The sequence below is a fragment of the Streptomyces sp. NPDC091416 genome, from assembly GCF_044756845.1.
Classification (GTDB): Bacteria; Actinomycetota; Actinomycetes; order Streptomycetales; family Streptomycetaceae; genus Streptomyces.
Genome location: NZ_JBIVTU010000002.1, coordinates 520114 through 543817, shown reverse-complemented (window position 1 = coordinate 543817; position 23704 = coordinate 520114). Strand labels below are relative to the sequence as shown.

Here is a 23704-nt window from a genome sequence, read left to right as displayed (position 1 = left end):
CGCACTGCCCGAAGCCTCAGGACGCTTCGCCTGCCCGCCGGTGGTCAGTAGGTGAGCCCGTACCCCACCGGATGCAGCACCTGTGCGGGATCGTCCGCGCGCTGCACCGGCACCGGGAGCCTGCCCTCCGGCTCCGCCCGGCCCGCGATCACCCGGACGGCTGCCCGCAGTTCGACGTCGGTCCACGAGTACGAGGCCAGACTCGCCGCGTAGCCGGTCCCCGCCAGCTGGGCGATGTCGTACGGATTGCGGATCGCGACCGTGATCACCGGGACCCCGGTCGCGGCCAGCTCGCGCACCAGGGTCCGCTGCGCGCTCGTCGCCGAGACGTTGTACGTCCCCACGACCACCGCGTCCTTGCCCTGCGCGGCGGCCACCGCCGCGTCGATGGCCGCCCTGGTCGGCGCGGTGCCGGTGGGCAGGGCCGTGGCGGTGTACCCCAGCTCGTTGAACGCCTGGGCCATGGTGGTGGTCGGCGGCCCCGTCGTACCGGACGGAGAGGCCGGATCGGCCCCCACGACCAGCACGTTCCGGTGCGAGCGGCGCGACAGCGGCAGCAGCGCGCCCTCGTTGGCCAGCAGCGTGGTGGTGTGCTCCGCGATCCGGTCGGCGGCGGCGAGGTGCGACCGGGTGCCGACGGTACGGTCCACACCCTGGCGGCTGACGAACGGGTCGTCGAACAGCCCCAGCTTCGTCTTCAGCCGCAGGATGCGCAGGATCGATTCGTCGAGCCGGGCCTCGCTGACCTCACCGTTCTTCACGGCAGCCAGGAGCGCGTTCCAGGAGACCGCCAGGCTCGGCGGGTTGAGCAGCTGGTCGACGCCCGCCTGCAGCGCCAGCACCGGCACCCGCTCGTCGCCGTACTTCGTCCGCACGCCCTCCATGCCGAGCGAGTCGGTGACGACGACGCCGTCGTAGCCGAGCTCCTCGCGCAGGATCCCGGTGAGGATCGGCCTGGACAGCGTCGCCGGGTCCTCGGACGGGTCGAGCGCGGGCACCACGATGTGCGCCGTCATGATCGAGTCGATGCCCGCGGCGATCGCCGCCTTGAACGGCGGCTCGTCCAGCTCGGCCCACTGCTCGCGGGTGTGGGTGATGACCGGCAGCCCGGTGTGGCTGTCGGTGCTGGTGTCGCCGTGGCCGGGGAAGTGCTTGGCCGTGGAGGCGATCCCGGCGCTCTGGTACCCCTTCACCTGCGCCGCGACCATGCCGGCCACGGACTGCGGGTCGGAACCGAAGGACCGCACGCCGATCACCGGGTTGGCCGGGTTGACGTTGACGTCCGCGTCCGGGGCGTAGTTCTGGCAGATCCCGATCGCGGCCAGCTCGGCGCCCGCGATCTGCCCGGCCCGGCGGGCGTCGGACCGCGAACCGCCCGCGCCCAGCGCCATCGCGCCCGGCATCAGCGTGGCGGGCTCGCCGACCCGGCAGACGATGCCGTGCTCCTGGTCGGTGGAGATGAGGAGCGGTACGGAGTTGGGCCCCGCCAGCCCGGCCCGCTGGATGCCGTTGGAGAGGTCGGCGATCTGGTGCGGGTCGCGGGTGTTGTGCGCCCACGCGAAGTAGATGATGCCGCCCACGTGGTACTTGGCGATCATCTCGGCGGCGGTACGCACGCCGATCTCGGCGAGGTTGGAGTCGATGTCGGCCTGGTCGGGCTCGGTCGCGGAGTGCCCGTAGACCCGCATGACGAAGAGCTGGCCGACCTTCTCCTCCAGGCTCATCCGGGAGATGAGCCGCTTCAGCCGCCGTGTGGTGGCGGCGGAGGTGTGGCTGCTGCGGGGGGACTTCTGTGCGGCGAGAGCGCCGGGGGCGACTGCCATGCCCGCAGCCGCCGCGACGGCGGTTGCCGCGGTGGCGGTGAGGAGGGTGCGTCTGGAGGTGCGGTCGTGCACGTGAGCTCCTTCGGCCGAACTCGATGACGAGGGGGTTGAAAGAAACTGCCAGGGATCACGGATATACAGAAAATAACTTCCGGTCAAGGGTGCGGACCGTTTTCAGCGCGTCCCGGACCCCGGAGCCGGGCCGGGCCGGTACGAGACGGAGGGCCGGGCGGGGCGGAGTTGGCGTGAGGCAGGCGACCGCCTGCGCGAACTGGGCCACAGCTGAAGGTCGTTGGATCCAGGAGACCATGCAGGGCCTACAGTATTCGCATTGGTGTACGAGTGTGAGTGGTACGGGGTGGTGGCGTGTGGGCGGCCCGCTGGCTGGTGGCCGTGCAGGGCCGGCTGCCGCGGCAGTCGTTCGTTTCGCTGCTGCACATGGACTGTCGCGGGCTCACCCGGACCGCGATTCCCCTCGCGGCGCTGGTGCTGCTGCGCAAGCCGGAGACGCGTGACCGGTTCGCGTTGCCGGTGGTGCGGCGGGAGAGGCGGGGGCCTTTCCGCACCGAGCGGATGATCCTGCGGCGGCGTGACCTGAACCGGACGGCGTCTCGTGAGGAAGGACGGCGGAATCATGGATGAGCGCTCGGACCTGGACGCCCTGGCGGCGGCACTCGACGCGTACGAGCCGCCGCCGGCCGGCTGGACGGACGAGCTGTGGGAGCGGTACGAGCGCGCGGAGGCCGAGGAGCATGTGCTGCGCGTCAAGCCGGACCACTGGACGGACGAGCTGTGGGAGCGGTACCGGAGCTCGGAGGCCCCCGGCCCGCATGCGCCGCTCACCCCGGAGTGGGAAGAGCTCTTCGCGCGGGAGCGTGAGCGCGAACGCCGGATGTCCGAGGCGCAGCATGTGCTGGATTCCCTGAACGGGCGGCTGGAGGCGGCCGGGCTGCGGGAACCCGCGTCGGCCGCCGCGCTGGCCGAGCGCTGGGTGCGGATGAACCTGTACGCGTTCGCCGGTGTGCGCCTGCTGCACGGGCTGGGCGCGCCGCACGGTGAGGCGGCGCTGCTGCGTCTCGTGGCCGATGGCACGGTGGACGGTGCCGACCGGCAGGTTGTCCGCGCATGGCTCATCATGCTGCGCAGGCCGCGCAACCGGGAGTTGGGCCGGCGGCCCCAGGAGGGCGAGGCGCCCCTGCTGCCACCGGCGGTGCGCGGTCTGGCCGATGCCTGGGGAATGGACGGCCGGTCGCCCCGGGCCGCGATGAACCGGGAGAACGCCGCCGCCGTCCGCGCAGCCCTGGAGGCGCTCCTCCCGGCCCGGCGTCCGGCCGCGCCCGAGCCCCCGCCCGAACGGGTGACCGTCGGGGACGGGGAACCGGAGGAGAGGCCCGACTGGGTCGATGTGAGGATCCTGCTGCGGGAACTCATGCCGCACCCGCGGGCCGTCACCCGCGAGCGCATGGCCGAACTGCGCCGTGAGGCTGCGCGCATGGGCCTGGAGACCGACGGCGACTTCGACGAGCGGTGGACGACGCGCATCGGCGCGTGGCTCGCCGGCGAGATGTTCTCCTGGCTCCGCGCGGCGAGGCGGGAGCCGGCCGGAGCCGCTCCATGGGCCGTGGACCTCGCGGAGCAGTACGTACTCCGTACATTCGCCGCCGAGGACGCCGGGCGCTTCCTCTTCGGCACCACGGATACCGACCCGCGCGGCGCGGCCGCGCTGGAGCGGCTCAGGAAGGCGGGAGCGATCTGAGGCGAGGAGGGCCGGCCGTCACCGCAGCCCCACGCCCGCGCCGTGCGCCTGAAGCGCCGAGACGGCCGCGGTGATCGCCGGACGGCGCGCCGCCTCCGTACGCCACAACGCGTACAGCCGCCGCACCGGTACGGGATCGATCCGCACCGCCACCACCCCGTCCGGCAGCGGCCCGCGCCCCAGCCGGGGGATCATCGCCACCCCGAGTCCGGCGGCGAGCAGGGCGAGTTGGGTGTGGTTCTCCTCGGCCTGGTGGCGGATGTCCGGCTCGTAGCCCGCCGCGCGCAGCGTCCGTACGAGCCAGTCGTGGCAGACCGTCCCCGGCGGCTGGCAGATCCACCGCTCCTTCGCCAGTTCCTCGCGCCGCACCCCGTCCCGGCCCGCCAGCCGGTGGCCCGCGGGCACCAGCAGGTCGCACCGGTCGTCCCCGATATCCGCCTGCGCCACGCCTTCCGGGGCGGGCAGCGGGGCGATGTCCCAGTCGTGCGCGACGGCCAGGTCGATCACGCCCTTGGCCACCAGGTCCACCGAGAGGTGCGGGTCGACCTCCGTCAGCCGCACGTCGAGCTCGGGGTGCTCGCGGTCCAGCTCCGCCAGTACCCCGGGCAGCAGCCCGCGCGCCGCCGAGGCGAAGGCGCCGATCGACAGCCGGCCCGTCGGCAGTCCCCGGCGCTCCTCCAGCGAGGTCTCGGCGCGCTCCACGATCGCCAGCAACTCCTGGGCGGTCGCGGCCAGACGGACGGCCTCCTCGGTCAGCGCGACCCCGCGGCCGCGCCGCTCCAGCAACGTCGTGCGGGTCTCCCGCTCCAGCTTGGTGATCTGCTGGGAGACCGCCGACGGGGTGTAGCCGAGTGCGGCCGCCGCACGCGCGACGGAGCCGTGGACGGAGATGGCGTGCAGGGCGCGCAGCCGGGCGAGGTCGAGCACGGTGGCCTCCGGGGTCCCAGGGGGTTCCATCGATTCATGAGCAGCGATTCACGGGCGGCCATTCACGGGCAACGGCTCATGAGCAACGATTCATTAGCAACACTCAATTTCACCATGAAGAAATCCGTGCTGGTGCTACATGGTCCGCACACGCGATCCTCGGTGCATGCGTCCCCTCCACATCGCCCTGGCCGTCCTGGTGGCCGCCCTCTGGGGCGTCAACTTCGTCGTCATCGAGCTCGGGCTCGACCACTTCCCGCCGCTGCTCTTCTCGGCCCTGCGCTTCCTCGTCGCGGCCCTGCCCGCGGTGTTCTTCGTCGGCAGGCCGAAGGTCGCGTGGAAGTGGATCGTGGGGGTGGGGCTGGCCCTGGGCGTGGCCAAGTTCGGCCTGCTCTTCATCGGCATGGACCGGGGGATGGGCGCCGGGCTCTCCTCCCTGGTCCTTCAGGTGCAGGCGGTGTTCACGGCCCTCTTCGCGGCGCTCGTGCTGGGTGAACGGCCGGGAAAGGCCAAGCTGTCGGGCATGGCGGTGGCGCTCTCCGGCATCGGGGTGGCCGCCGTCGACGAGGGGGCGAGCGGGCCCGTGCTCGCCTTCGTGCTGGTGATCGCCGCGGCGGCCTGCTGGGGTGTGTCGAACGTCCTGACCCGCAGGGCCGCCCCGCCCGACTCCCTCAACTTCATGGTGTGGGTCTCGACCGTGCCCGTCCTCCCGCTGCTCGGCCTGTCCCTGCTGTTCGAGGGCTGGGACCGCGACCGGGACGCGCTCGCCGCGCTGGACTGGAGCGGCGCCGGAATCATCGTCTACGTCGCCTGGGTCGTCACGATCTTCGGCTTCGGGGCCTGGGGCTTCCTGCTCAGCCGCTACCAGGCCTCGTCCGTGGCCCCGTTCACACTGCTCGTGCCGGTGTTCGGGATGTCGTCGGCCGCGCTGCTGCTCGGCGAATCGGTGAGCCCGCTGCGGTGGTGCGCGGCGGCGCTGCTGGTCGGCGGGGTGGCGCTGACCTCGCTCGCGGGGGCACGGCGCCCCCGCGAGCCCGTCCCGGTGCCGGCGCCGGTCCCGCTCTAGCGCCGCGGCGGGGCAACGTCTGCCCGGGGCAAGCGTTGCCCCGCCGTGGCACTAGTCCTTCGGGGCCCCCAGCCGCAACAGGTGCTCGCGTCCCGCGGCGAGCATCCCCGGCAGCTCCGCCGCCCCCGGGTACCAGCGCTTCTCGTACTCCCAGCAGACCCAGCCGTCCGCGTCGAGCGTGTCCAGGCACGCCCGCAGCGGCAGCACCCCCGCACCCAGGGCCACCGGCGTGGTGTCCTCGGCCGAGGCGATGTCCTTCACCTGTACGTATCCCAGGTGCGGGGCCAGCACCGCGTGGCTCGCCACCGGTTCCTCACCCGCCATCCAGGTGTGCATGACGTCCCACAACGCCCCGATGCTCCCGTGCCCGACCGTGCCGACCACCCGGGCCACGTCTACGCCCGCGCGGTGCGAGTCGTGGGTCTCCAGCAGGATGCGTACGCCCAGGCCGGCGGCGTACGGCGCGGCGGCGGCCAGCCGGCGGGCTGCCGTGGCGTCGGCGGCGTCGGGGTCCTGGTCGCCGCCGCCCGGGAAGACCCGGACGTTCGACGCGCCCAGGTCCCGGGCCAGCTCGACCAGTCCGGCGAGCTCGTCCAGCACCGGCTGGTCGTCGCCCGCGGCGGCCGCCCGCACGTAGCCGGCGACGGTCAGGATCTCGACCCCGCCCCGCTTGAACTCATCGGCGACGGAGGCTCGTTCGGCCTTCGTGAGGCCGGGGTGTACCGGCTCCTCGGGGTGGGCGCGCAGCTCCACTCCCCGGTAGCCGTGCTCGGCTGCCAGCCGGATGACCTCGGCCATCGGCAGGCCCGGAACCCCGAGGGTGGAGAAGGCGAGTTTCACGTGCGTGTTCCTTCCGTCGATACGTGCCCCTGCACGGTACGGACCGGGGCGCGTCCCGCGCGTACCCCGGTCGGTGCGGTGCGACTCACGCCGGGCGCGGCGACGCGGTGAACTCCCGCTTCCCGCGGCCCGGCTCTCATCCCCGGGGCGGGGCCGTCGACCCGCGCACCATCAGCTCCGCGGCGATCGTCGCGATGCCGCCGGGCGGCGGGGCCTCCTTGCCGGTCGCCAGCCGGCCCGCCCGGGCCCCCGCCTCGAAGAGCGGAAGCCGTACGGTCGTCAGGGCCGGGACCACGTCCACGGAGAACGGCAGGTCGTCGAAGCCCGCCACCGAGATGTCCTCGGGGATGCGCAGCCCGCGGTCGCGGATCGCCGCGGTGGCGCCCAGGGCGACCGTGTCGTTCGCCGCGACCACGGCGGTGATCCCCGGTTCGCGGCGCAGGAGTTCGACCGTGGCGTCGTAGCCGGAGCGCCGGTCGTAGGAGCCGTGCACGGTGAGCCGCTCCTCGTCGCCCACGATCCCCACGGCCTTCATCGCGTCGCGGTGGCCCTCCAGCCGGTGGCGGGTCGTGGTCCGCTCCACCGGGCCCGCGACGTATCCGATGTCGCGGTGGCCCAGCGAGAGCAGGTGCTCGGTGAGCCGCCGGCCGCCGCCGCGGTTGTCGAAGGCCAGCGCGGCCACCACGGAGGTGTTGTCGGCCAGCGGGGGGCGTCCGCACAGGACCACCCGCGTCCCCGCGTCGGCGAGCTTCGCCAGCTTCGCGGAGACCGCGGCCTGGTGGGCCGGGTCCTCGACCGCGCCGCCGGTGAGGACGACAGCGGCGGCGCGCTGGCGCTGGAGCAGGGTCAGATAGGTGAGCTCGCGCTCGGGGGTGCCGCCGGTGTTGCAGACGATCGCGAGCTTCTCGCCGCCCGCCCGGCCCGAACCGTCGCCCGGACCGCCGATCTCGGTCTGGGCCGCGCCCGCCATGATCCCGAAGAACGGGTCGGCGATGTCGTTGACCAGGATCCCGATCAGGTCGGACGTCGCCGCCGCGAGTGAACTCGCGGGCCCGTTGAGCACGTAGTCCAGGTCGTCCACCGCACGCAGGACCCGCTCCCGGGTGGACGTGGCCACCGGATAGTTGCCGTTGAGCACGCGGGAGACGGTGGCCGGGGACACCCGGGCGCGAGCCGCCACGTCCGCCAGGGTGACTGTCATCGCATTCCTCCGAGAAGTGACGAGGGGGATGGGAGCAATCCGGAAGTGGACCAAACCAATCAGCGCGCCCCCTCTTGTCCAGGCCGCTGTCGGCAGGCTAGCGTCATACCGCATAGAAAGCGCTTGCTACGGCTGTATGGAGGAACTTTCGTGACACGCAGGACAGTGCGCATCGCCATGAACGGCGTCACGGGTCGCATGGGATACCGGCAGCACCTGGTGCGCTCGGTCCTCGCGATCCGCGAGCAGGGCGGCCTCGACATCGGCAACGGCGACGTGCTGTGGCCCGAGCCGGTCCTCGTCGGTCGCCGCGCCCACGCGCTGGAGGCACTCGCCGAGCAGCACGGTCTGACCGAGTGGTCGACCGACCTGGACGCGGTCCTCGCCGACGACACCATCGACATCTACTTCGACGCCCAGGTCACCTCGGCCCGCGTCGAGGCGATCAAGAAGGCCATCGCGGCGGGCAAGCACATCTACACCGAGAAGCCCACCGCCACCGACGTCGAGGGCGCCCTGGATCTCGCCCGCCTCGCCCGGGACGCCGGCATCAAGCACGGTGTCGTCCAGGACAAGATCTTCCTGCCGGGCCTGCTCAAGCTGAAGCGCCTCATCGACGGCGGCTTCTTCGGCGAGATCCTCTCCGTACGCGGCGAGTTCGGCTACTGGGTCTTCGAGGGCGACTGGCAGGAGGCCCAGCGTCCCTCCTGGAACTACCGCGCGGAGGACGGCGGCGGCATCGTCGTCGACATGTTCCCGCACTGGGAGTACGTGCTCCACGAGCTGTTCGGCCGGGTCACCACCGTCCAGGCGCACGTCCAGACGCACGTTCCCGAGCGCTGGGACGAGCACGGCAAGCCGTACGCCGCGACCGCGGACGACGCCGCGTACGGCATCTTCCAGCTGGAGGGCGGCGCGGTCGCCCAGATCAACTCCTCCTGGACGGTCCGGGTCAACCGCGACGAGCTCGTCGAGTTCCAGGTCGACGGCACCCACGGCTCCGCCGTCGCGGGTCTGCGCAACTGCCGCGTCCAGCACCGCTCGGCCACCCCGAAGCCGGTCTGGAACCCCGACCTCCCGGTCACCGAGTCGTTCCGCGACCAGTGGCAGGAAGTCCCCGACAACGCGGTCTTCGACAACGGCTTCAAGGCCCAGTGGGAGCTGTTCCTCCGCCACATCGTGCTCGACGAGCCGTACACCTGGGACCTCATGGCCGGCGCGCGCGGTGTCCAGCTCGCCGAGCTCGGCCTCAAGTCGTCCGCCGAGGGCCGCCGCTTCGACGTGCCGGAGCTGAACCTGTGACGCAGCGCCGCATCCCCGTCGCACCGGAGTTGACCTCATGACGATCCACCTCCCGCAGGGCCCGTACGAGCCCCGCGCCACCCCGCTGGCTCTCGCTCCGGGCGGCTCGGCCCTCGCCTCCCGTACGGTCTTCTCCGCGGCCCATGTCGTGGCGGACCCGTACGCCGACATCAGCCCGGACTCACCGGCCGCCGTCGACTGGGACGCCACGCTCGCCTTCCGCCGCCACCTCTGGTCGCACGGTCTCGGTGTCGCCGAGGCCATGGACACCGCCCAGCGCGGCATGGGCCTGGACTGGGCCGGTGCGGCCGAGCTGATCCGCCGCTCGGCCGCCGAGGCCAGGTCCGTCGGCGGGGCCATCGCCTGCGGCGTCGGCACCGACCAGCTCCCCGCGGGTCCGGCCACGCTCGCCGAGGTGCGTTCCGCGTACGAGGAGCAGCTTGCCCTCGTCGAGGAGAGCGGCGCCCAGGCCATCCTGATGGCCTCGCGCGCCCTCGCCGCCGCGGCGAAGGGCCCGCAGGACTACCTGGACACGTACGCGCATCTCCTGCGCCAGGCCACCGAACCGGTCGTCCTGCACTGGCTCGGCCCGATGTTCGACCCGGCGCTGGAGGGCTACTGGGGCTCCGGCGACCTGGACGCGGCCACCGACACCTTCCTCCAGGTCATCGCCGAACATCCCGACAAGGTCGACGGCATCAAGATCTCCCTCCTCGACGCGGAGCGCGAGATCGACGTCCGCCGCCGCCTCCCGAGCGGGGTGCGGTGCTACACCGGGGACGACTTCAACTACCCCGAGCTGATCGCCGGCGACGACCGGGGCTTCAGCCACGCCCTGCTCGGCATCTTCGACCCGCTCGGCCCGCTGGCCGCCCACGCGGTGCGGGTCCTGGACACCGGGGACACCAAGGGGTTCCGTGAACTCCTCGACCCCACGGTCGAGTTGTCACGCCACCTCTTCCGGACGCCGACCCGCTACTACAAGACGGGCGTGGTGTTCCTGGCCTGGCTGGCCGGCCACCAGGACCACTTCACGATGGTGGGCGGACTCCAGTCGGCCCGCTCGCTGCCGCACCTGGCGAAGGCGTACGAACTCGCCGACCGCCTGGGCCTGTTCCCCGACCCGGAACTGGCCGAGTCCCGGATGCGCGCGCTTCTCACGGTCAACGGAGGCACCCGATGAGCGACGGCAGGCTCTCCATCAACCAGGAGACCATCAAGCAGTGGTCGCTGCCCGAGCTGGCCGAAGGCTGCGCCAAGGCGGGCGTCGACAAGGTCGGACTGTGGCGGGCCCCGGTCCAGGAGTACGGCGTCGAGCGCACCGCCGCCCTCCTCGCCGACCACGGGCTCACCGTCACGAGCCTCTGCCGGGGCGGCTTCTTCACCGCGCTCGACCCGGCCGAGCGGGCCCGCGCCCTGGACGACAACCGCGCGGCGCTCGACGAGGCGGCGGGCCTGTCCACGGACACCCTGGTGCTGGTCTCGGGCGGCCTCCCGGCAGGCAGCAAGGACCTGTACGGTGCCCGCGAACGCATCGCGGACGCACTGGCCGAACTGGCCCCCTACGCGGCGGAACGGGGCGTGCGCCTGGCCATCGAACCGCTGCACCCGATGTTCGCCTCGGACCGCTGTGTGGTCTCCACCCTGTCCCAGGCCCTGGATATCGCGGAACGCTTCCCGGCCGACCAGGTCGGCGTGGTCGTCGACACCTACCACCTCTGGTGGGACGACCAGGCCCCCGCCCAGATCGCCCGCGCGGGCGCGGGGGGCCGCATCCACTCCTTCCAGCTCGCCGACTGGATCACCCCGCTCCCGGCGGGCGTGCTGCTGGGCCGCGGCCAGATCGGCGACGGCAGCGTGGACTTCCGCGCCTTCCGCACGGCGGTGGAGGCCACCGGCTTCGACGGCCCGATCGAGGTGGAGATCTTCAACGAGGCGCTGTGGGCACGCGACGGCGCGGAGGTCCTGGCGGAGGTCGCGGCACGGTACGTGGAGCACGCCTGCTGAACCCGCGGATCCGGCCGTTCCGGCCTCCGGGGTGAAAAGTCGCCGAGGCGTACAACCCTTGGGCATCCTGCCGGGTCTTGTCTTTCGTCGGACGCTTCCGGGGAGGGGATCCGGGGGGATTGGGGGAAGCCCCGACCGAGGGGGGACAGCGAGTGGGGTCCGGTCGGGAGACCGGGCCCCGTCTCGCGTGGCGGGACGGGACGAGTGGGGGATCCTGCGAGCGGCGCGCCCTGTCGGGGCCGGCGCCCGCAATCGTCCGATGCCATGCCGCGACGAAGCCAGAGCAGCTCATGTGCCGTTCGCGACCCGTCGCATAACCTCGTCCGGACAGACCTCACATGACGGTGTGTATCCCTGCTCCGAGGAGGCGAAGGTGACCGGAACCGGCGTGCGGGGGCTCGTGGGTGTGCTGCTCGTGGCGTGCGTGCTGCTCGTCGGACCCAGCGCACCGAACGATGCCCATGTCGCCCTGCCGTTGCCGGCCGGTGCGCCGGAAAAGGTCGTGCCGAACCGCGTCATGACGTGGAACATCTGCAATCCCTGCAAGGGGAGCGGGCAGAACGCCGGCCGGGCGGCGGAGATCGCCACGTACGCGCCCCAGGTCATCGGGCTGCAAGAGGCGTGCGTGGGCGATGTCGAGAGGATCCGGGACCACCTGCGGTACCTGTACGGGCTGGTCTACCACGTCACATACGGATCGGTCCTGCAGAACTGGAGCCGCTGCGGGGGAGTGCCCTGGAGCCCGGGAGGATTCGGCCAGGCGATTCTCTCGGCCGCTCCGATGACCGACCCCGTGAACGTGGAGTACCCGGACGGCGGTTCCGAGGACCGCGGGTACCTGGCCGTCACCACGCTCGTGGACGGCCGGCCCGTCCGGGTCTTCAACACGCACCTGGCCCAGCGGCGTCAGGAATCGGTCCGCGCCAAGCAGACCGGGGTCCTGGCGAAGGCGGTCGCCCGGCACGACCGCACGATCGTGCTCGGTGACTTCAACGCGGTACCGGAGTCCGCCGAACTCGCGGAGATGTGGCGTCTGTTCAGTGACGCGGACCCCGGGTGCGGTCCCTCGGCCGCCGGTACCTGCGAGCCGACCACCGACTGGCGGAGCAAGTTCGACTACATCTTCCTGCGCGGATTCACCCCGCTCGGACAGGGCGTGCATCTCACCCCGTACTCGGACCACGATCTGGTGCACGCCGATCTGAAGCGGGCCTGACGAGGCCCGGCGCCGCTCACGGCCGGAGACTTCCGTATCAAGGATCGGTACCGGACAGCCCTTAGGCTCGCGCTCATGCTGAGACTAGGAATCCCCGTCATCGGTGTCACGGACCTTCCCCGCGCAGTGGCCTTCTGGACAGCGGCGTTGAACCTGGTCGCCGCCGAGGACCGGCAGAGCGAGACCTGGCGGACGCTCGTTCGCCCCGACGGCTCCGGCCGGGCCCTCGGCCTGCTGCGCAGCGACTCCCCGGCGGAGCCGTACCCCCGTCTCCACCTCGACCTCTTCGCGGACACGGCCGGGGAACAACAGGCGGAGGTCCGGCGACTGGTCGGTCTCGGCGCGCGGACCGTCGACTGGGACCACTACCCGCCCGACCCCGACTTCGTCGTGCTCGCCGATCCGGACGACAACATCTTCTGCGTCGTGGACCTGAGTCACGCGCCGAGCGGTGGCGACAGGCCGATGCCCTGACCCGCCCGGCACCCTCCGGAGGAAGAGTCCCTCACGAAGCGGAACTGCGTGCCGGATGTCCGTACGCCTCCCGCGCACCCTCCAGTTCGGGCAGATGCGCCGCCGCCCACGCGCAGCAGGCCGCCATCGGTGCGAGCAGCGTCCGCCCGAGCGGGCTCAGTTCGTAGTCCACCCGTGGGGGAACCCCGCCGCCGACGGTACGGGTGACGAGTCCGTCGCGCTCCATCGACCGCAGGGTCTCGGTCAGCACCTTCGGCGTGATGCCGCGCAGCGGTACCTCCAGTTCGGAGAAGCGGCGGGGGCCGTCCTCCAGGCACCTGATGATCTTCGCGGTCCACTTGCCGCCGAGTCGGAGCGGCGAGGTGGCAGGGGAACAGGCCGTGAACATTTCGGGATCAAGTGGTTGGCTCACCCTGACGAGCGTACGTAACTATCGTTGCGGAAACCATGGGGTGCGGGGCTAGCGTCCGCTGCATCGGCCGGCGGTCCGCGGGCCTTGGTGAGGGGAACCCCATGAGCAGCAGAATCGTCGTTTTCGGAGCGGGCGGACGGGCCGGCAGGCGTGCGGTCGCGGAGGCTGTGGCGCGTGGGCACAAGGTGACCGCGGTCGTCCGGGATCCGGAGAAGCACGGGGACCTGGGCGCCGGCGTGAGCGTGGTCGCCGGTGACGTCACCCGGGCGGACAGCGTCGCCGAGGTCGCGGCGGAGCACGACGCGGCGATCAGCGCCGCGGGCCGGCTGGACATGCCCTCGGACGAGTTCTACGTGAGCGCCGCCCACGCACTGCTGGACGGCCTGGCCCGTGCGGGGGTGGGCCGGCTGGTCCTGATCGGGATCGGGAGCACGCTGGAGACCGCTCCGGGCGTCGCGGTCCACGACGCCCCAGGCTTCCCGGAGGAGGCACGGGCCTTCTCGCTCGGGCACACCGCGGAACTCGACGCGCTCCGCGCCGCCGAGACGGACATCGACTGGCTGGTCATCGCCCCGCCGCCCGTGATGCTGGACGACCAGGCACCGCGCACCGGCCGGTACCGGACGGGCGCGGAGCAGGTGATGGCCGACGGTGCCCCGTCCTTCTCCTACGCGGACCTGGCGGTCGCGCTGATCGACGAGATCGAGTCCCCGAAGCACCATCGCTCGCTCACCGCGGTGGCGGGCTGAAGAAGCGGCCCTGGTGTCTGTCCGGGGCCGTCCTCGTGTGCTCCGGACTCCTACGAGGCCTCCGGGGCGGCGAAGTCGGCGCCGAAGAGGTAGCCGCGCAGGCAGTAGTCGAAGCCTGACTCGCCGAAGAGGTCCGCGTCCTCGCGGCGGCAGTACTCCGCCAGGCCCTCGGACACGTGCCAGGCCGTGCCGTCGTACCAGAAGACACCGCCCGCGTAGTGAATCGTCCGGCCCGTCGCGGGGTCCGTGAGGTTCAGCGACTCGTAGTTCTCGGGACGGTCGCGGACCAGGGCGACGAGGGTTTCGGGGACGCCTTCGTAGAAGGACTCCTGGAGGGCGAAGTCGTCCTCGGCGTACAGGTTGAGATCCGACTCGTGGTCGAACGTCAGCAGCAGTACGCGGCCGTCCTCCGCGAAGTACCAGACCGCGGACTGGCCGCCGCGGTCGTTCCAGGCCAGGCGGTGCGCGCCGGGCACCGCCACCGGTTCGACGCCGGCGAGCCCGTCCATGACCGTCGCGCGGCGCCGTACTTCCGGGAGGGGGGTCGCCGCCAGGGCTTCCCAGGTCTTGTTGTTCATTTCCGCAGCGTAACCACCGCCTCTGACAAGCCCGATACGAACTGCGCCGGCGCCCCGGGGGTCACACAGCCACGGCCGACACGTCGGCCCCCGGCAGCGTGGCGGCGTACGCCTCGACGTCGCCGGCGTCGGAGGTCAGCACGACGCCTCCGCATGTGCGGCAGCGATGAAGACGGCCGGCGCATCCACCGGGTCGGGGCGCTTCTCGGTCGGCAGCGCGGCAGCGCGGCAGCACCGATCATGCCGCCGATCGTCAGACACGTGGAGACGCCGAGTCCGGCGGCCGCCGCATGCAGGGCAACGGAGCGCTCTTCGATCAGCATGTCGGCCGGGGTCCGCGACCGGATCAGGGAGCGCCGAGGGTTCGGCGTGCGTCAGTTTCCGGCGCGGGTCACCGCTGTCAGCGCGGCCAAGTACCGTCACCACCATGTCCACCACGTCGTCCACGGCCCCCTCCACGCCGAACATGGCCGTCCTGGAAGGCGTACTCGAGCGCATCACGTACGCCAACGAGGAGAACGGCTACACGGTCGCGCGCGTCGACACCGGGCGCGGGGCGGGCGACCTGCTCACCGTCGTCGGCTCGCTGCTCGGCGCCCAGCCCGGTGAGTCGCTGCGGATGGAGGGGAGATGGAGTTCGCACTCCCAGTACGGCAAGCAGTTCACCGTCGAGAACTACACGACGATCCTTCCCGCCACGATCCAGGGCATCCGCCGCTACCTCGGCTCCGGGCTGATCAAGGGCATCGGGCCCGTGATGGCCGACCGGATCACCACCCACTTCGGCGTGGACACCCTGGACATCATCGAGCAGCAGCCGAAGCGCCTGGTCGAGGTCCCCGGGCTCGGGCCCAAGCGGACGAAGATGATCGCCGCCGCGTGGGAGGAGCAGAAGGCGATCAAGGAGGTCATGGTCTTCCTCCAGAGCGTCGGCGTCTCGACCTCCATCGCCGTCCGCATCTACAAGAAGTACGAGGACGCCTCGATCTCGGTCGTGAAGAACCAGCCCTACCGGCTGGCCGCCGACGTCTGGGGCATCGGCTTCCTGACCGCTGACCGGATCGCCCAGGCCGTGGGCATCCCGCACGACAGTCCCGAGCGCGTGAAGGCCGGGCTGCAGTACGCGCTGTCGCAGTCCAGCGACCAGGGGCACTGCTTCCTGCCGGAGGAGCGGCTGATCGCGGACGCGGTCAAGCTCCTCCAGGTCGACACCGGGCTCGTCATCGAGTGCCTGGCCGAGCTCGCCGCGGAGCCGGAGGGCGTCGTACGGGAGAAGGTGCCGTCGCCCGAGGGCGGAGAGCCGGTCACGGCCGTGTACCTGGTGCCGTTCCACCGCGCCGAGATCGCCCTGGCCGCCCAGGTGCGTCGGCTGCTGCGGACGCCCGAGGAGCGGATGCCGGCCTTCGGGGACGTGGACTGGGACGCGGCGCTGAAGTGGCTCGCGGGGCGTACCGGGGCGACGCTCGCGCCCGAGCAGGAGGCCGCCGTGCGGCTCGCCCTCAGCCGGAAGGTGGCCGTGCTGACCGGAGGGCCGGGCTGCGGCAAGTCGTTCACCGTCCGCTCGATCGTGGAGCTGGCCCGCGCGAAGAAGGCGAAGGTGGTGCTGGCGGCGCCCACCGGGCGGGCGGCCAAGCGGCTCTCCGAGCTGACGGGCGCCGAGGCCTCCACCGTGCACCGGCTGCTGGAGCTCAAGCCGGGTGGCGACGCGGCGTACGACCGGGAACGTCCGCTCGACGCCGACCTCGTCGTCGTCGACGAGGCGTCCATGCTCGACCTGCTGCTCGCCAACAAGCTCATCAAGGCCGTGGCGCCCGGCGCCCATCTGCTGCTGGTCGGCGATGTGGACCAGCTGCCCTCGGTCGGCGCGGGGGAGGTGCTGCGGGACCTGCTCGCCGACGGCAGCCCCGTCCCGGCGGTCCGGCTGACCACCATCTTCCGTCAGGCCCAGCAGTCCGGCGTGGTCACCAACGCCCACCGGATCAATTCGGGCGTACCGCCCCTCACCCAGGGGCTCAGCGACTTCTTCCTCTTCGTGGAGGACGAGACGGAGGACGCCGGGGTGCTCGCGGTGGACGTCGCGGCCCGCCGGATTCCGGCCAAGTTCGGGCTGAATCCGCGCCGGGACGTGCAGGTGCTGGCCCCGATGCACCGCGGTCCCGCCGGGGCCGGTCATCTCAACGGGCTGCTCCAGCAGGCCATCACCCCGGGCCGCCCCGGGCTGCCCGAGAAGCGGTTCGGCGGCCGGGTGTTCCGCGTCGGCGACAAGGTCACCCAGATCCGTAACAACTACGACAAGGGGGAGAACGGTGTCTTCAACGGGACCGTCGGCGTCGTCACCGCTCTTGACCTGGACGAACAGAAGCTGAGCGTGCTCACGGACGAGGACGAGGAGATCAGCTACGACTTCGACGAGCTCGACGAGCTGTCCCACGCGTACGCCATGACGATCCATCGCTCCCAGGGCAGTGAGTACCCGGCCGTCGTCATCCCCGTGACCAAGAGCGCCTGGATGATGCTCCAGCGGAACCTGCTGTACACCGCCGTGACGAGGGCCAAGAAGCTCGTCGTGCTGGTCGGCTCCCGGCAGGCGATCGGTCAGGCGGTCCGCACGGTTTCCGCAGGCAGGCGCTGTACGGCGCTGGATCACCGGCTGCGCGGAGGTACGGAAGGAGGATCCTCGGAAAAAATGATCGATCAAATCGGTGGGAAACATCACGGAGGTCTTCCGCAACCGCAGTCAAGGGGGCAGGATGAATAAGTTCGCGGCACTCAGTGCCGCGAGTAGGTCCAATGGACGACCCCGAGTGCACTCTCCTGAGCCAAATGGGGGAGGGTGGAGACAGTCAGGGAACCTCGAAGAAGAGGCACTACGTCGGTGAGGGATGACGTGAGCGAGCACACCAGCAACGCTGTAGTACTGCGGTACGGCGATGACGAGTACACCTACCCGGTGATCGACAGCACCGTCGGCGACAAGGGCTTCGACATCGGGAAGCTCCGGGCGAACACCGGTCTGGTGACGCTGGACAGCGGATACGGCAACACCGCTGCCTATAAATCGGCCATCACCTACCTCGACGGCGAGCAGGGCATCCTGCGGTACCGCGGCTACCCGATCGAGCAGCTCGCCGAGCAGTCGACGTTCCTCGAGGTCGCGTACACGCTCATCAACGGTGAGCTCCCGAAGGCCGACGAACTGTCGGGCTTCAAGGACGAGATCACCCAGCACACCCTGCTGCACGAGGACGTCAAGCGGTTCTTCGACGGCTTCCCGCGCGACGCCCACCCGATGGCCATGCTGTCCTCGGTCGTCAGCGCGCTGTCCACGTTCTACCAGGACAGCCACAACCCGTTCGACGAGGAGCAGCGCCACCTCTCGACGATCCGCCTGCTGGCCAAGCTGCCGACCATCGCGGCGTACGCCTACAAGAAGTCGATCGGTCACCCGTTCGTCTACCCGCGCAACGACCTCGGCTACGTCGAGAACTTCCTGCGCATGACCTTCTCCGTCCCCGCCCAGGAGTACGTGCCGGACCCGGTCGTCGTCTCCGCGCTGGAGAAGCTGCTCATCCTCCACGCGGACCACGAGCAGAACTGTTCGACCTCCACCGTGCGTCTGGTCGGCTCCTCGCAGGCGAACATGTTCGCCTCGATCTCCGCCGGCATCTCCGCGCTGTGGGGCCCCCTGCACGGCGGCGCCAACCAGTCGGTGCTGGAGATGCTCGAGGGCATCCAGGCCAACGGCGGCGACGTCGACAGCTTCATTCAGAAGGTGAAGAACAAGGAGGACGGCGTCCGCCTGATGGGCTTCGGCCACCGGGTGTACAAGTCCTTCGACCCGCGCGCCAAGATCATCAAGGCTGCGGCGCACGACGTGCTGTCCTCGCTCGGCAAGTCCGACGAGCTGCTCGACATCGCGCTCAAGCTGGAGGAGCACGCGCTCAACGACGAGTACTTCGTCTCGCGCAACCTCTACCCCAACGTGGACTTCTACACCGGTCTGATCTACCGGGCCATGGGCTTCCCGAGCGAGATGTTCACCGTGCTCTTCGCGATCGGCCGCCTGCCGGGCTGGATCGCCCAGTGGCACGAGATGATCAAGGAGCCGGGTTCCCGCATCGGCCGCCCGCGCCAGATCTACACCGGCGAGGTCCTGCGCGACTTCGTCCCGGTCGAGGGTCGCTGACCTCCGGACCACCCCGCACCACCCCGGCCCCGCGGGCCGGCTGCCTTCGCCCCGACTGCCGCGCTTTCGCACAGAGCGCGGTGTCCGGGGCGATTTGCTTGCCCGGGTGCCGCTGCGTGGAGCCTGCCCGGGCGCCGCTGCGTGGAGCCTTCCCGGCGCGCCCGCGCCTGCGCAAGCGGCGGGAGCGCTCCCGCCGGAAAGCGAGAAGCGCCCCGCCGTCGATCCCCCCACGGGCCGACAACGAGGCGCTTCCCATGTCCCGGAGCGGATTCCCCCCACGGGATCCGGCCGGGCGTTCAGTGGGAGCCGAAGCTCCTGGGTTCCTCGGTACTGCTGGGTCGTGCTGGTGCTGCGCTTTTCCTCGTACCGCCTGCGCGTGCCGCCTGCGGTCTGCCGGGGTACGTACGGACGGGAGGGCCGCTCAAAGCTCCCCGGTGCACGTGCCCCGGCCAACGCGTGCCCGGAGCGTCCCCCAAGACCCTCCGTCGGACGTCCCCCAAGACATCCTTTTGGCATCGCACTCTTAGACTCGCGAACCCACCGAATGGTTACCCCTGAATCGGTGTGATCTAAGTCTCTTTGTGGAAATTACGTGAAGGAGCGCAGGCGCAGGCTGTTCGTCACGACGAAGACCGAGGAGAAGGCCATCGCCGCTCCAGCAATCATAGGGTTGAGCAGGCCAAATGCCGCAAGGGGTAGGGCGGCAACGTTGTAGCCGAATGCCCAGAAAAGGTTGCCCCTGATGGTGGCCAGGGTGCGTCGGGAGAGCCGGATGGCATCGGCTGCCACCTTGAGATCTCCACGAACGAGCGTCAGATCGCTCGCCTCGATCGCGGCGTCCGTGCCCGTGCCCATCGCCAGACCGAGGTCCGCGGTGGCCAGTGCCGCGGCGTCGTTGACCCCGTCGCCGACCATGGCGACCGAACGCCCTTCGGCCTGGAGGCGCTCGATGACGTGCGCTTTCTCCTCGGGGAGCACCTCGGCGCGGACCTCGTCGATCCCCACGGCGCGGGCCACGGATTCCGCGACCGCCCGGTTGTCGCCGGTCAGCAGGATCGGGGTCAGGCCGAGTGCGCGCAGGTCGGCGACGGCCGACGCACTGGTCTCCTTGACCGCGTCGGCGACGTCGAAGGCACCGCGTGCCTCGCCGTCCCAGGCGACCGCGACAGCGGTACGGCCCTGAGCGGTCGCCTCCGTCATCGCGGCGGCAAGCGTGTCGGGGATGCCGATTCCGGCGTCGGCGAGCAGTCGGGGTCGGCCGACGAGGACGGCGTGGCCCTCGACGGTGCCCTGGACGCCGAGTCCGGGGATGTTGGTGAAGTCGTCGGGGGTGGGCAGTGGGGTGCCGGTGCGGTCGGTGGCTCCGGTGGCGACGGCTTGGGCGATGGGGTGTTCGGAGGCGTGTTCGAGGGCTCCGGCGAGGCGGAGGACGTCGGTCTCGTCGGTGCCGTCGGTGGTGTGGACGGTCTGGAGGGTCATCCTGCCGGTGGTGACGGTGCCGGTCTTGTCGAGGACGATGGTGTCGACGCGGCGGGTGGTCTCCAGGACTTCGGGTCCCTTGATGAGGATGCCGAGCTGGGCGCCGCGTCCGGTGCCGACCATGAGGGCGGTCGGGGTGGCGAGGCCCAGGGCGCACGGGCAGGCGATGATCAGTACGGCGACGGCGGCCGTGAACGCGGCCGTCACGTCGTCCGTCACCAGCAGCCAGGCGACCAGGGTCGCCAGGGCGATCACCAGGACCACGGGGACGAACACCGCGGAGATCCGGTCGGCCAGCCGTTGCACCTCGGCCTTGCCGTTCTGGGCGTCCTCGACGAGCCGGGCCATCCGGGCCAGCTGGGTGTCGGCGCCGACCCGGGTCGCCTCGACGACGAGCCGGCCGGAGACGTTCACGGTGGCGCCGGTGACGGGGTCCCCGGGGCGCACGTCGACGGGGACGGACTCGCCGGTGAGCATGGACGCGTCCACCGCCGACGCGCCCTCGACGACGCTGCCGTCGGTGGCGACCTTCTCGCCCGGGCGGACGACGAAGCGGTCACCGACGGCGAGCCGGCCCACGGGGACGCGTACCTCCGTGCCGTTCCTCAGGACCGCGACGTCCTTGGCGCCCAGATGCATCAGCGCCCGGAGCGCGGAACCGGCCTTCCGCTTGGACTTCGCCTCCAGGTAGCGGCCCAGCAGGATGAACGTGACGACCCCGGCCGCGACCTCCAGATAGATGGTGGAGGCACCGTCGGCGCGGGAGACCGTGAAGTCGAAGCCGTGCCGCATGCCCGGCATTCCGGCGTCGCCGAGGAACAGGGCCCAGAGCGACCAGCCGAAGGCGGCGAGGGTCCCGACCGAGACGAGGGTGTCCATGGTGGCCGCGCCGTGCCGCAGATTGGTCCAGGCGGCGCGGTGGAAGGGCAGCCCGCCCCAGATGACCACGGGGGCGGCGAGCGTGAGGGAGAGCCACTGCCAGTTGTCGAACTGGAGGGCCGGGATCATCGCGAGCAGCACGACGGGGGCGGCGAGGATGGCCGAGACGACGAGCCGTTGCCGCAGGGCGGCGAGAGCGGCGGCGGGGCCGTCGTCGGTGCCCGCGCGGGTACCGGTGGCGGTGTCGGCGGTGGTCTCGGCGGTGTCGGCGGTGTTCTCGGTCCCGTCACCGGTCTCCGGGGCCGGTGCGGGGCCGTCGGCGGTCGCTGTGTGTTCGCCGGCAGCCGGCAGGGCGGTCGCTGCGGTCGCCGGTGCGGGAGGCTGCTTCGGGGCGGCCGGGGCGGCCGGGGCGGGCGGAGCGGGCGGAGCGGGCGGGCGGGGTACCGGTTTCGCCGTGTAGCCGGTCTTCTCGACCGTGGCGATCAGGTCCGCGAGGCCGGTCCCGGGGCCGAAGGAGACCCGGGCCTTCTCCGTCGCGTAATTGACGGTGGCGCTGACCCCGTCCATCCGGTTCAGCTTCTTCTCGACGCGGGCCGCGCAGGACGCGCAGGTCATCCCGCCGATCGTGAACTCGGCCTGCGAGCTCTCCGCCGTCGCGGCCTCGACATCTGTTGCGCTGTGCATGTCCGAACTCCTGAAACGCCGACCGGGCCGTGCCCCACCAGTATCTGCTGGTCGGCCCGGCCCGGCGGCGAAGGGGTGATGCGGGTGCCGTGGATCCCGATGCGGTCAGGCCCGGCCGGCGAGCTCGTAACCCGCCTCGTCGACCGCGGCGCGTACGGCCTCGTCGTCCAGCGGGGCCCGGGAGGCCACCGTCACCTGTCCGGTGGACGCCACGGCCTTCACCGAGGTGACACCCTCGATGGCGGAGATCTCCTCGGAGACCGCGCCCTCGCAGTGCCCGCAGGTCATGCCGGTCACCTGGTAGACGGTGGTCACGCCGCCCTGCCCGGCGCCCGGGTCCGCGCTGTCGTGGCAGGAGCCGCTGGGCGAGCAGCAGGAGCCGGTCGCCTGGGGGAGCTGGGTCTCGGCGGTCATCGTGTTCTCCTCTTCGACGAGCACAAATGGATGTGGCGGCAGGGGCCCCAGGGGACTCCGGGAAGGCCGGTGCGCTTCCACTCTGATGACTCTATACCCCTAGGGGGTATAAACGCGAGTGGTCCCCGGGACTGTGGGCCGACCGGGTGAGCGGACGGTCACTCCCGCCGTCCCCGGTTGCCGGGCCGGGCGGCGACCCAGGCGCGGACGGTGTCCGCGTACCAGTAGGGCTTTCCGCTCTCCACGTGATCCGGAGCCGGCAGGAGACCGTGCTTGCGGTAGGAGCGGACGGTGTCCGGCTGCACCCGGATGTGTGCGGCGATGTCCTTGTAGGACCAGAGCCTTGTGTCCGTCATGCGTGCCACCTCTCTGCGCTGCGCCGCAGCGGTGGCCGGGGGGCCGTCGGGGGAGCTGCGGCACGGAGGCTGTCGATCACTCAGCCCCTGGCGGGTGAACGAGGGCGACGGGAGGTCGGGCGGGCCTGTCGATCGCCTGTGACGGAAAACCCGCGTAACGGAGACATGCGTGACGGGGGAGTCACCACTGAGACGGAAGGGACACAAGGAACACGCAGGGCGCGAGTGGCGTGCAGGGCGCACGGTGCGAGTGCCGTGGCCCGGAATGCCTGGACGGCCCCGCGTGCCGCCGGAAGGCCGGTGCGAGGGCCGATGGCAGGCGGCGGGTGCGCCCGGGGTGCCCGAGGGGCCCCGGACGCACCCCGGTCGTCAGGCGTGCCAGAGCGCCGACCAGGTGCGCGGGCCCACGAGTCCGTCCGGGACGAGCGGCGGGTGGTCGGCCTGGAAGCGCTGGACGGCGACGAGGGTCCGGGCTCCGAACACGCCGTCGACCGCCTCCCACGGCAGGTAGCGCCGGTTGGCGAGCATGCACTGCACCTGGGAGACGCGCTCGCCCTGTTCGCCGAAGGCGGTCGTCCCGTCCCCGTCGTAGAACGCGCAGACGGGGCTGGAGCCGGGCGGGGGCACGTTGGCCGCGTCGGCGGCGGCGCCGGGCGCCGCGGCGAGAGCGGCGGCCAGGGCGAGCGCGGCCAGGGCCGAACCCTGGGCCGAGCGGCGGAACGACGGAGTCGTACGGATCACGGTGGGGTACTCCTCGAACGATGCGGTGACGGTGGCCGGGCGCCGGGGCGGCGGGCTCCGTCCTCTCTCCGGGGACAACACCGCGTACCGCCGTCACGTCACTCCCGGGACGGCGGCCGGGGCCGGGAGCCGGAAGGAGTTCACGCACTTGTCACCGGGGAGAGCGAGTGGACCGTACTGTCGTTGACCGGTGGCTGTACGGTGCACACCTCAGATGAGATCTTTGAACTGCTGGGCCGGAAGAGCGTGTTCAGCGGGGGGCCCGCCTTCGCGTACGTACCGCGTGACGCCCATGCACAGATCGCCTCCGGCGCAGGCGGCCGCTTCGCCCTGGCAGGAGCGAAGTGCGAGCGAAGCTCCCCGCTCGCTACGGCCCCGCGCCGGAGGTATCCCGTCGGACCGCGCGGGCCGGCCTGTGCGGCTCCCCGGGCCGTGCTCCTTCTGTCTACGCGGGTACCGAAACGGCATACACAGTGTCGGGCCCCCCTGCGGCACGGGCGTGGTGGGATGTTGACGTAGCCGAAAAGGCCCACTCTGCCCGTCGTCGGTCCCCGCACGGGAAGAGTACGAACGACGATGCCACACCGGCCGACGCCGCCACCCACTCTGAAGGA

21 protein-coding genes and 1 pseudogene are annotated in these 23704 nt (G+C 71.5%); 12 read left to right on the top strand and 10 right to left on the bottom strand.

Translation table 11 applies throughout. The annotated features are described in order from the left end of the window. Positions 1-44: 44 nt before the first annotated feature. Complete coding sequence (locus ACIQMX_RS09315) at positions 45-1895, bottom strand: glycoside hydrolase family 3 protein (RefSeq protein WP_402476025.1); 1851 nt, start codon at positions 1893-1895, stop codon at positions 45-47. A gap of 294 nt (positions 1896-2189) precedes the next feature. Between ACIQMX_RS09315 and ACIQMX_RS09310 the strand changes: the two genes are divergently transcribed. Then, a complete protein-coding gene (locus ACIQMX_RS09310; protein ID WP_402476023.1) occupies positions 2190-2465 on the top strand; it encodes a hypothetical protein in 276 nt (91 codons plus the stop codon). Continuing rightward, positions 2458-3579, top strand: a complete 1122-nt coding sequence (locus ACIQMX_RS09305; RefSeq protein WP_363065660.1) for a hypothetical protein — start codon at positions 2458-2460, stop codon at positions 3577-3579. Before ACIQMX_RS09310 ends, ACIQMX_RS09305 begins: the two co-directional genes overlap by 8 nt. A gap of 18 nt (positions 3580-3597) precedes the next feature. Here ACIQMX_RS09305 and ACIQMX_RS09300 read toward each other — a convergent pair whose 3' ends face one another. After that, on the bottom strand, positions 3598-4506 hold the full coding sequence (locus ACIQMX_RS09300) for a LysR substrate-binding domain-containing protein (RefSeq protein WP_363065662.1): 909 nt from the start codon (positions 4504-4506) through the stop codon (positions 3598-3600). Positions 4507-4672: 166 nt separating this feature from the next. Here ACIQMX_RS09300 and ACIQMX_RS09295 point away from each other — a divergent pair, with 166 nt between their 5' ends. Beyond that, positions 4673-5572, top strand: a complete 900-nt coding sequence (locus tag ACIQMX_RS09295) for an EamA family transporter (RefSeq protein ID WP_402476021.1) — start codon at positions 4673-4675, stop codon at positions 5570-5572. Between the two features lie 51 nt (positions 5573-5623). On the opposite strand, the gene ACIQMX_RS09290 is transcribed toward ACIQMX_RS09295, so the two are convergent. Both ACIQMX_RS09290 and ACIQMX_RS09285 read right to left on the bottom strand, forming a co-directional pair. Next, positions 5624-6412, bottom strand: coding sequence for a sugar phosphate isomerase/epimerase family protein (locus tag ACIQMX_RS09290; RefSeq protein WP_402476019.1), 789 nt, complete (start codon positions 6410-6412; stop codon positions 5624-5626). 136 nt (positions 6413-6548) lie between these two features. Next, entirely contained in the window at positions 6549-7613 is a 1065-nt protein-coding gene (locus ACIQMX_RS09285; protein ID WP_363065668.1) for a LacI family DNA-binding transcriptional regulator, read from the bottom strand. A 150-nt stretch (positions 7614-7763) separates the two neighbouring features. Between ACIQMX_RS09285 and ACIQMX_RS09280 the strand changes: the two genes are divergently transcribed. From ACIQMX_RS09280 to ACIQMX_RS09260, 5 genes are all read left to right on the top strand, one after another. After that, positions 7764-8915, top strand: coding sequence for a Gfo/Idh/MocA family protein (locus ACIQMX_RS09280; protein WP_402476017.1), 1152 nt, complete (start codon positions 7764-7766; stop codon positions 8913-8915). Positions 8916-8952: 37 nt separating this feature from the next. Continuing rightward, entirely contained in the window at positions 8953-10098 is a 1146-nt protein-coding gene (locus ACIQMX_RS09275) for a dihydrodipicolinate synthase family protein (protein WP_402476015.1), read from the top strand. After that, positions 10095-10922, top strand: coding sequence for a sugar phosphate isomerase/epimerase family protein (locus ACIQMX_RS09270; RefSeq protein WP_363065674.1), 828 nt, complete (start codon positions 10095-10097; stop codon positions 10920-10922). Before ACIQMX_RS09275 ends, ACIQMX_RS09270 begins: the two co-directional genes overlap by 4 nt. A gap of 373 nt (positions 10923-11295) precedes the next feature. After that, positions 11296-12138 carry an endonuclease/exonuclease/phosphatase family protein gene (locus tag ACIQMX_RS09265; RefSeq protein ID WP_402476012.1) on the top strand — a complete coding sequence of 281 codons (843 nt, stop codon included), beginning with the start codon at positions 11296-11298 and terminating at the stop codon, positions 12136-12138. A 75-nt stretch (positions 12139-12213) separates the two neighbouring features. Continuing rightward, a complete protein-coding gene (locus ACIQMX_RS09260) occupies positions 12214-12612 on the top strand; it encodes a VOC family protein (protein ID WP_402476011.1) in 399 nt (132 codons plus the stop codon). 31 nt (positions 12613-12643) lie between these two features. On the opposite strand, the gene ACIQMX_RS09255 is transcribed toward ACIQMX_RS09260, so the two are convergent. Then, positions 12644-13000, bottom strand: coding sequence for a winged helix-turn-helix transcriptional regulator (locus ACIQMX_RS09255; protein ID WP_402476512.1), 357 nt, complete (start codon positions 12998-13000; stop codon positions 12644-12646). Positions 13001-13125: 125 nt separating this feature from the next. Here ACIQMX_RS09255 and ACIQMX_RS09250 point away from each other — a divergent pair, with 125 nt between their 5' ends. Next, positions 13126-13773: an NAD(P)-dependent oxidoreductase gene (locus ACIQMX_RS09250; RefSeq protein WP_402476009.1), complete on the top strand. Its 648-nt coding sequence runs from the start codon at positions 13126-13128 to the stop codon at positions 13771-13773. Positions 13774-13823: 50 nt separating this feature from the next. Here the strand turns inward: ACIQMX_RS09250 and ACIQMX_RS09245 are convergent, their stop codons facing one another. Next, entirely contained in the window at positions 13824-14351 is a 528-nt protein-coding gene (locus tag ACIQMX_RS09245) for a hypothetical protein (protein ID WP_402476008.1), read from the bottom strand. Between the two features lie 427 nt (positions 14352-14778). Between ACIQMX_RS09245 and ACIQMX_RS09240 the strand changes: the two genes are divergently transcribed. Both ACIQMX_RS09240 and ACIQMX_RS09235 read left to right on the top strand, forming a co-directional pair. Then, on the top strand, positions 14779-17109 hold the full coding sequence (locus ACIQMX_RS09240; RefSeq protein ID WP_402476007.1) for an ATP-dependent RecD-like DNA helicase: 2331 nt from the start codon (positions 14779-14781) through the stop codon (positions 17107-17109). A 129-nt stretch (positions 17110-17238) separates the two neighbouring features. Further along, on the top strand, positions 17239-18537 hold the full coding sequence (locus tag ACIQMX_RS09235; RefSeq protein ID WP_363065688.1) for a citrate synthase: 1299 nt from the start codon (positions 17239-17241) through the stop codon (positions 18535-18537). A gap of 588 nt (positions 18538-19125) precedes the next feature. Here the strand turns inward: ACIQMX_RS09235 and ACIQMX_RS09230 are convergent. The 4 genes from ACIQMX_RS09230 to ACIQMX_RS09215 form a co-directional block, all read right to left on the bottom strand. Further along, positions 19126-21579, bottom strand: coding sequence for a heavy metal translocating P-type ATPase (locus tag ACIQMX_RS09230; RefSeq protein ID WP_402476005.1), 2454 nt, complete (start codon positions 21577-21579; stop codon positions 19126-19128). A 105-nt stretch (positions 21580-21684) separates the two neighbouring features. Next, positions 21685-21993, bottom strand: coding sequence for a heavy-metal-associated domain-containing protein (locus ACIQMX_RS09225; protein WP_363065692.1), 309 nt, complete (start codon positions 21991-21993; stop codon positions 21685-21687). 158 nt (positions 21994-22151) lie between these two features. Next, positions 22152-22349 (bottom strand): MarR family transcriptional regulator, encoded by a 198-nt coding sequence (locus ACIQMX_RS09220; protein WP_363065694.1) that lies wholly within the window; start codon positions 22347-22349, stop codon positions 22152-22154. Positions 22350-22718: 369 nt separating this feature from the next. Continuing rightward, on the bottom strand, positions 22719-23090 hold the full coding sequence (locus ACIQMX_RS09215; RefSeq protein WP_402476003.1) for a peptidoglycan-binding protein: 372 nt from the start codon (positions 23088-23090) through the stop codon (positions 22719-22721). 126 nt (positions 23091-23216) lie between these two features. Here ACIQMX_RS09215 and ACIQMX_RS09210 point away from each other — a divergent pair. After that, positions 23217-23509, top strand: a pseudogene (locus ACIQMX_RS09210) (5-deoxy-glucuronate isomerase); the annotation flags it as partial. Between the last annotated feature and the right edge of the window lie 195 nt (positions 23510-23704).

What these genes read in the sequence shown, in the direction of transcription:
- ACIQMX_RS09220 (WP_363065694.1), bottom strand. Translation starts at nt 22,349, where the DNA reads ATGACGGACACAAGGCTCTGGTCCTACAAGGACATCGCCGCACACATC.
- ACIQMX_RS09230 (WP_402476005.1), bottom strand. Translation starts at nt 21,579, where the DNA reads ATGCACAGCGCAACAGATGTCGAGGCCGCGACGGCGGAGAGCTCGCAG.
- ACIQMX_RS09250 (WP_402476009.1), top strand. Translation starts at nt 13,126, where the DNA reads ATGAGCAGCAGAATCGTCGTTTTCGGAGCGGGCGGACGGGCCGGCAGG.
- ACIQMX_RS09240 (WP_402476007.1), top strand. Translation starts at nt 14,779, where the DNA reads ATGTCCACCACGTCGTCCACGGCCCCCTCCACGCCGAACATGGCCGTC.
- ACIQMX_RS09285 (WP_363065668.1), bottom strand. Translation starts at nt 7,613, where the DNA reads ATGACAGTCACCCTGGCGGACGTGGCGGCTCGCGCCCGGGTGTCCCCG.
- ACIQMX_RS09295 (WP_402476021.1), top strand. Translation starts at nt 4,673, where the DNA reads ATGCGTCCCCTCCACATCGCCCTGGCCGTCCTGGTGGCCGCCCTCTGG.
- ACIQMX_RS09260 (WP_402476011.1), top strand. Translation starts at nt 12,214, where the DNA reads ATGCTGAGACTAGGAATCCCCGTCATCGGTGTCACGGACCTTCCCCGC.
- ACIQMX_RS09305 (WP_363065660.1), top strand. Translation starts at nt 2,458, where the DNA reads ATGGATGAGCGCTCGGACCTGGACGCCCTGGCGGCGGCACTCGACGCG.
- ACIQMX_RS09275 (WP_402476015.1), top strand. Translation starts at nt 8,953, where the DNA reads ATGACGATCCACCTCCCGCAGGGCCCGTACGAGCCCCGCGCCACCCCG.
- ACIQMX_RS09225 (WP_363065692.1), bottom strand. Translation starts at nt 21,993, where the DNA reads ATGACCGCCGAGACCCAGCTCCCCCAGGCGACCGGCTCCTGCTGCTCG.
- ACIQMX_RS09255 (WP_402476512.1), bottom strand. Translation starts at nt 13,000, where the DNA reads ATGTTCACGGCCTGTTCCCCTGCCACCTCGCCGCTCCGACTCGGCGGC.
- ACIQMX_RS09245 (WP_402476008.1), bottom strand. Translation starts at nt 14,351, where the DNA reads ATGAACAACAAGACCTGGGAAGCCCTGGCGGCGACCCCCCTCCCGGAA.
- ACIQMX_RS09270 (WP_363065674.1), top strand. Translation starts at nt 10,095, where the DNA reads ATGAGCGACGGCAGGCTCTCCATCAACCAGGAGACCATCAAGCAGTGG.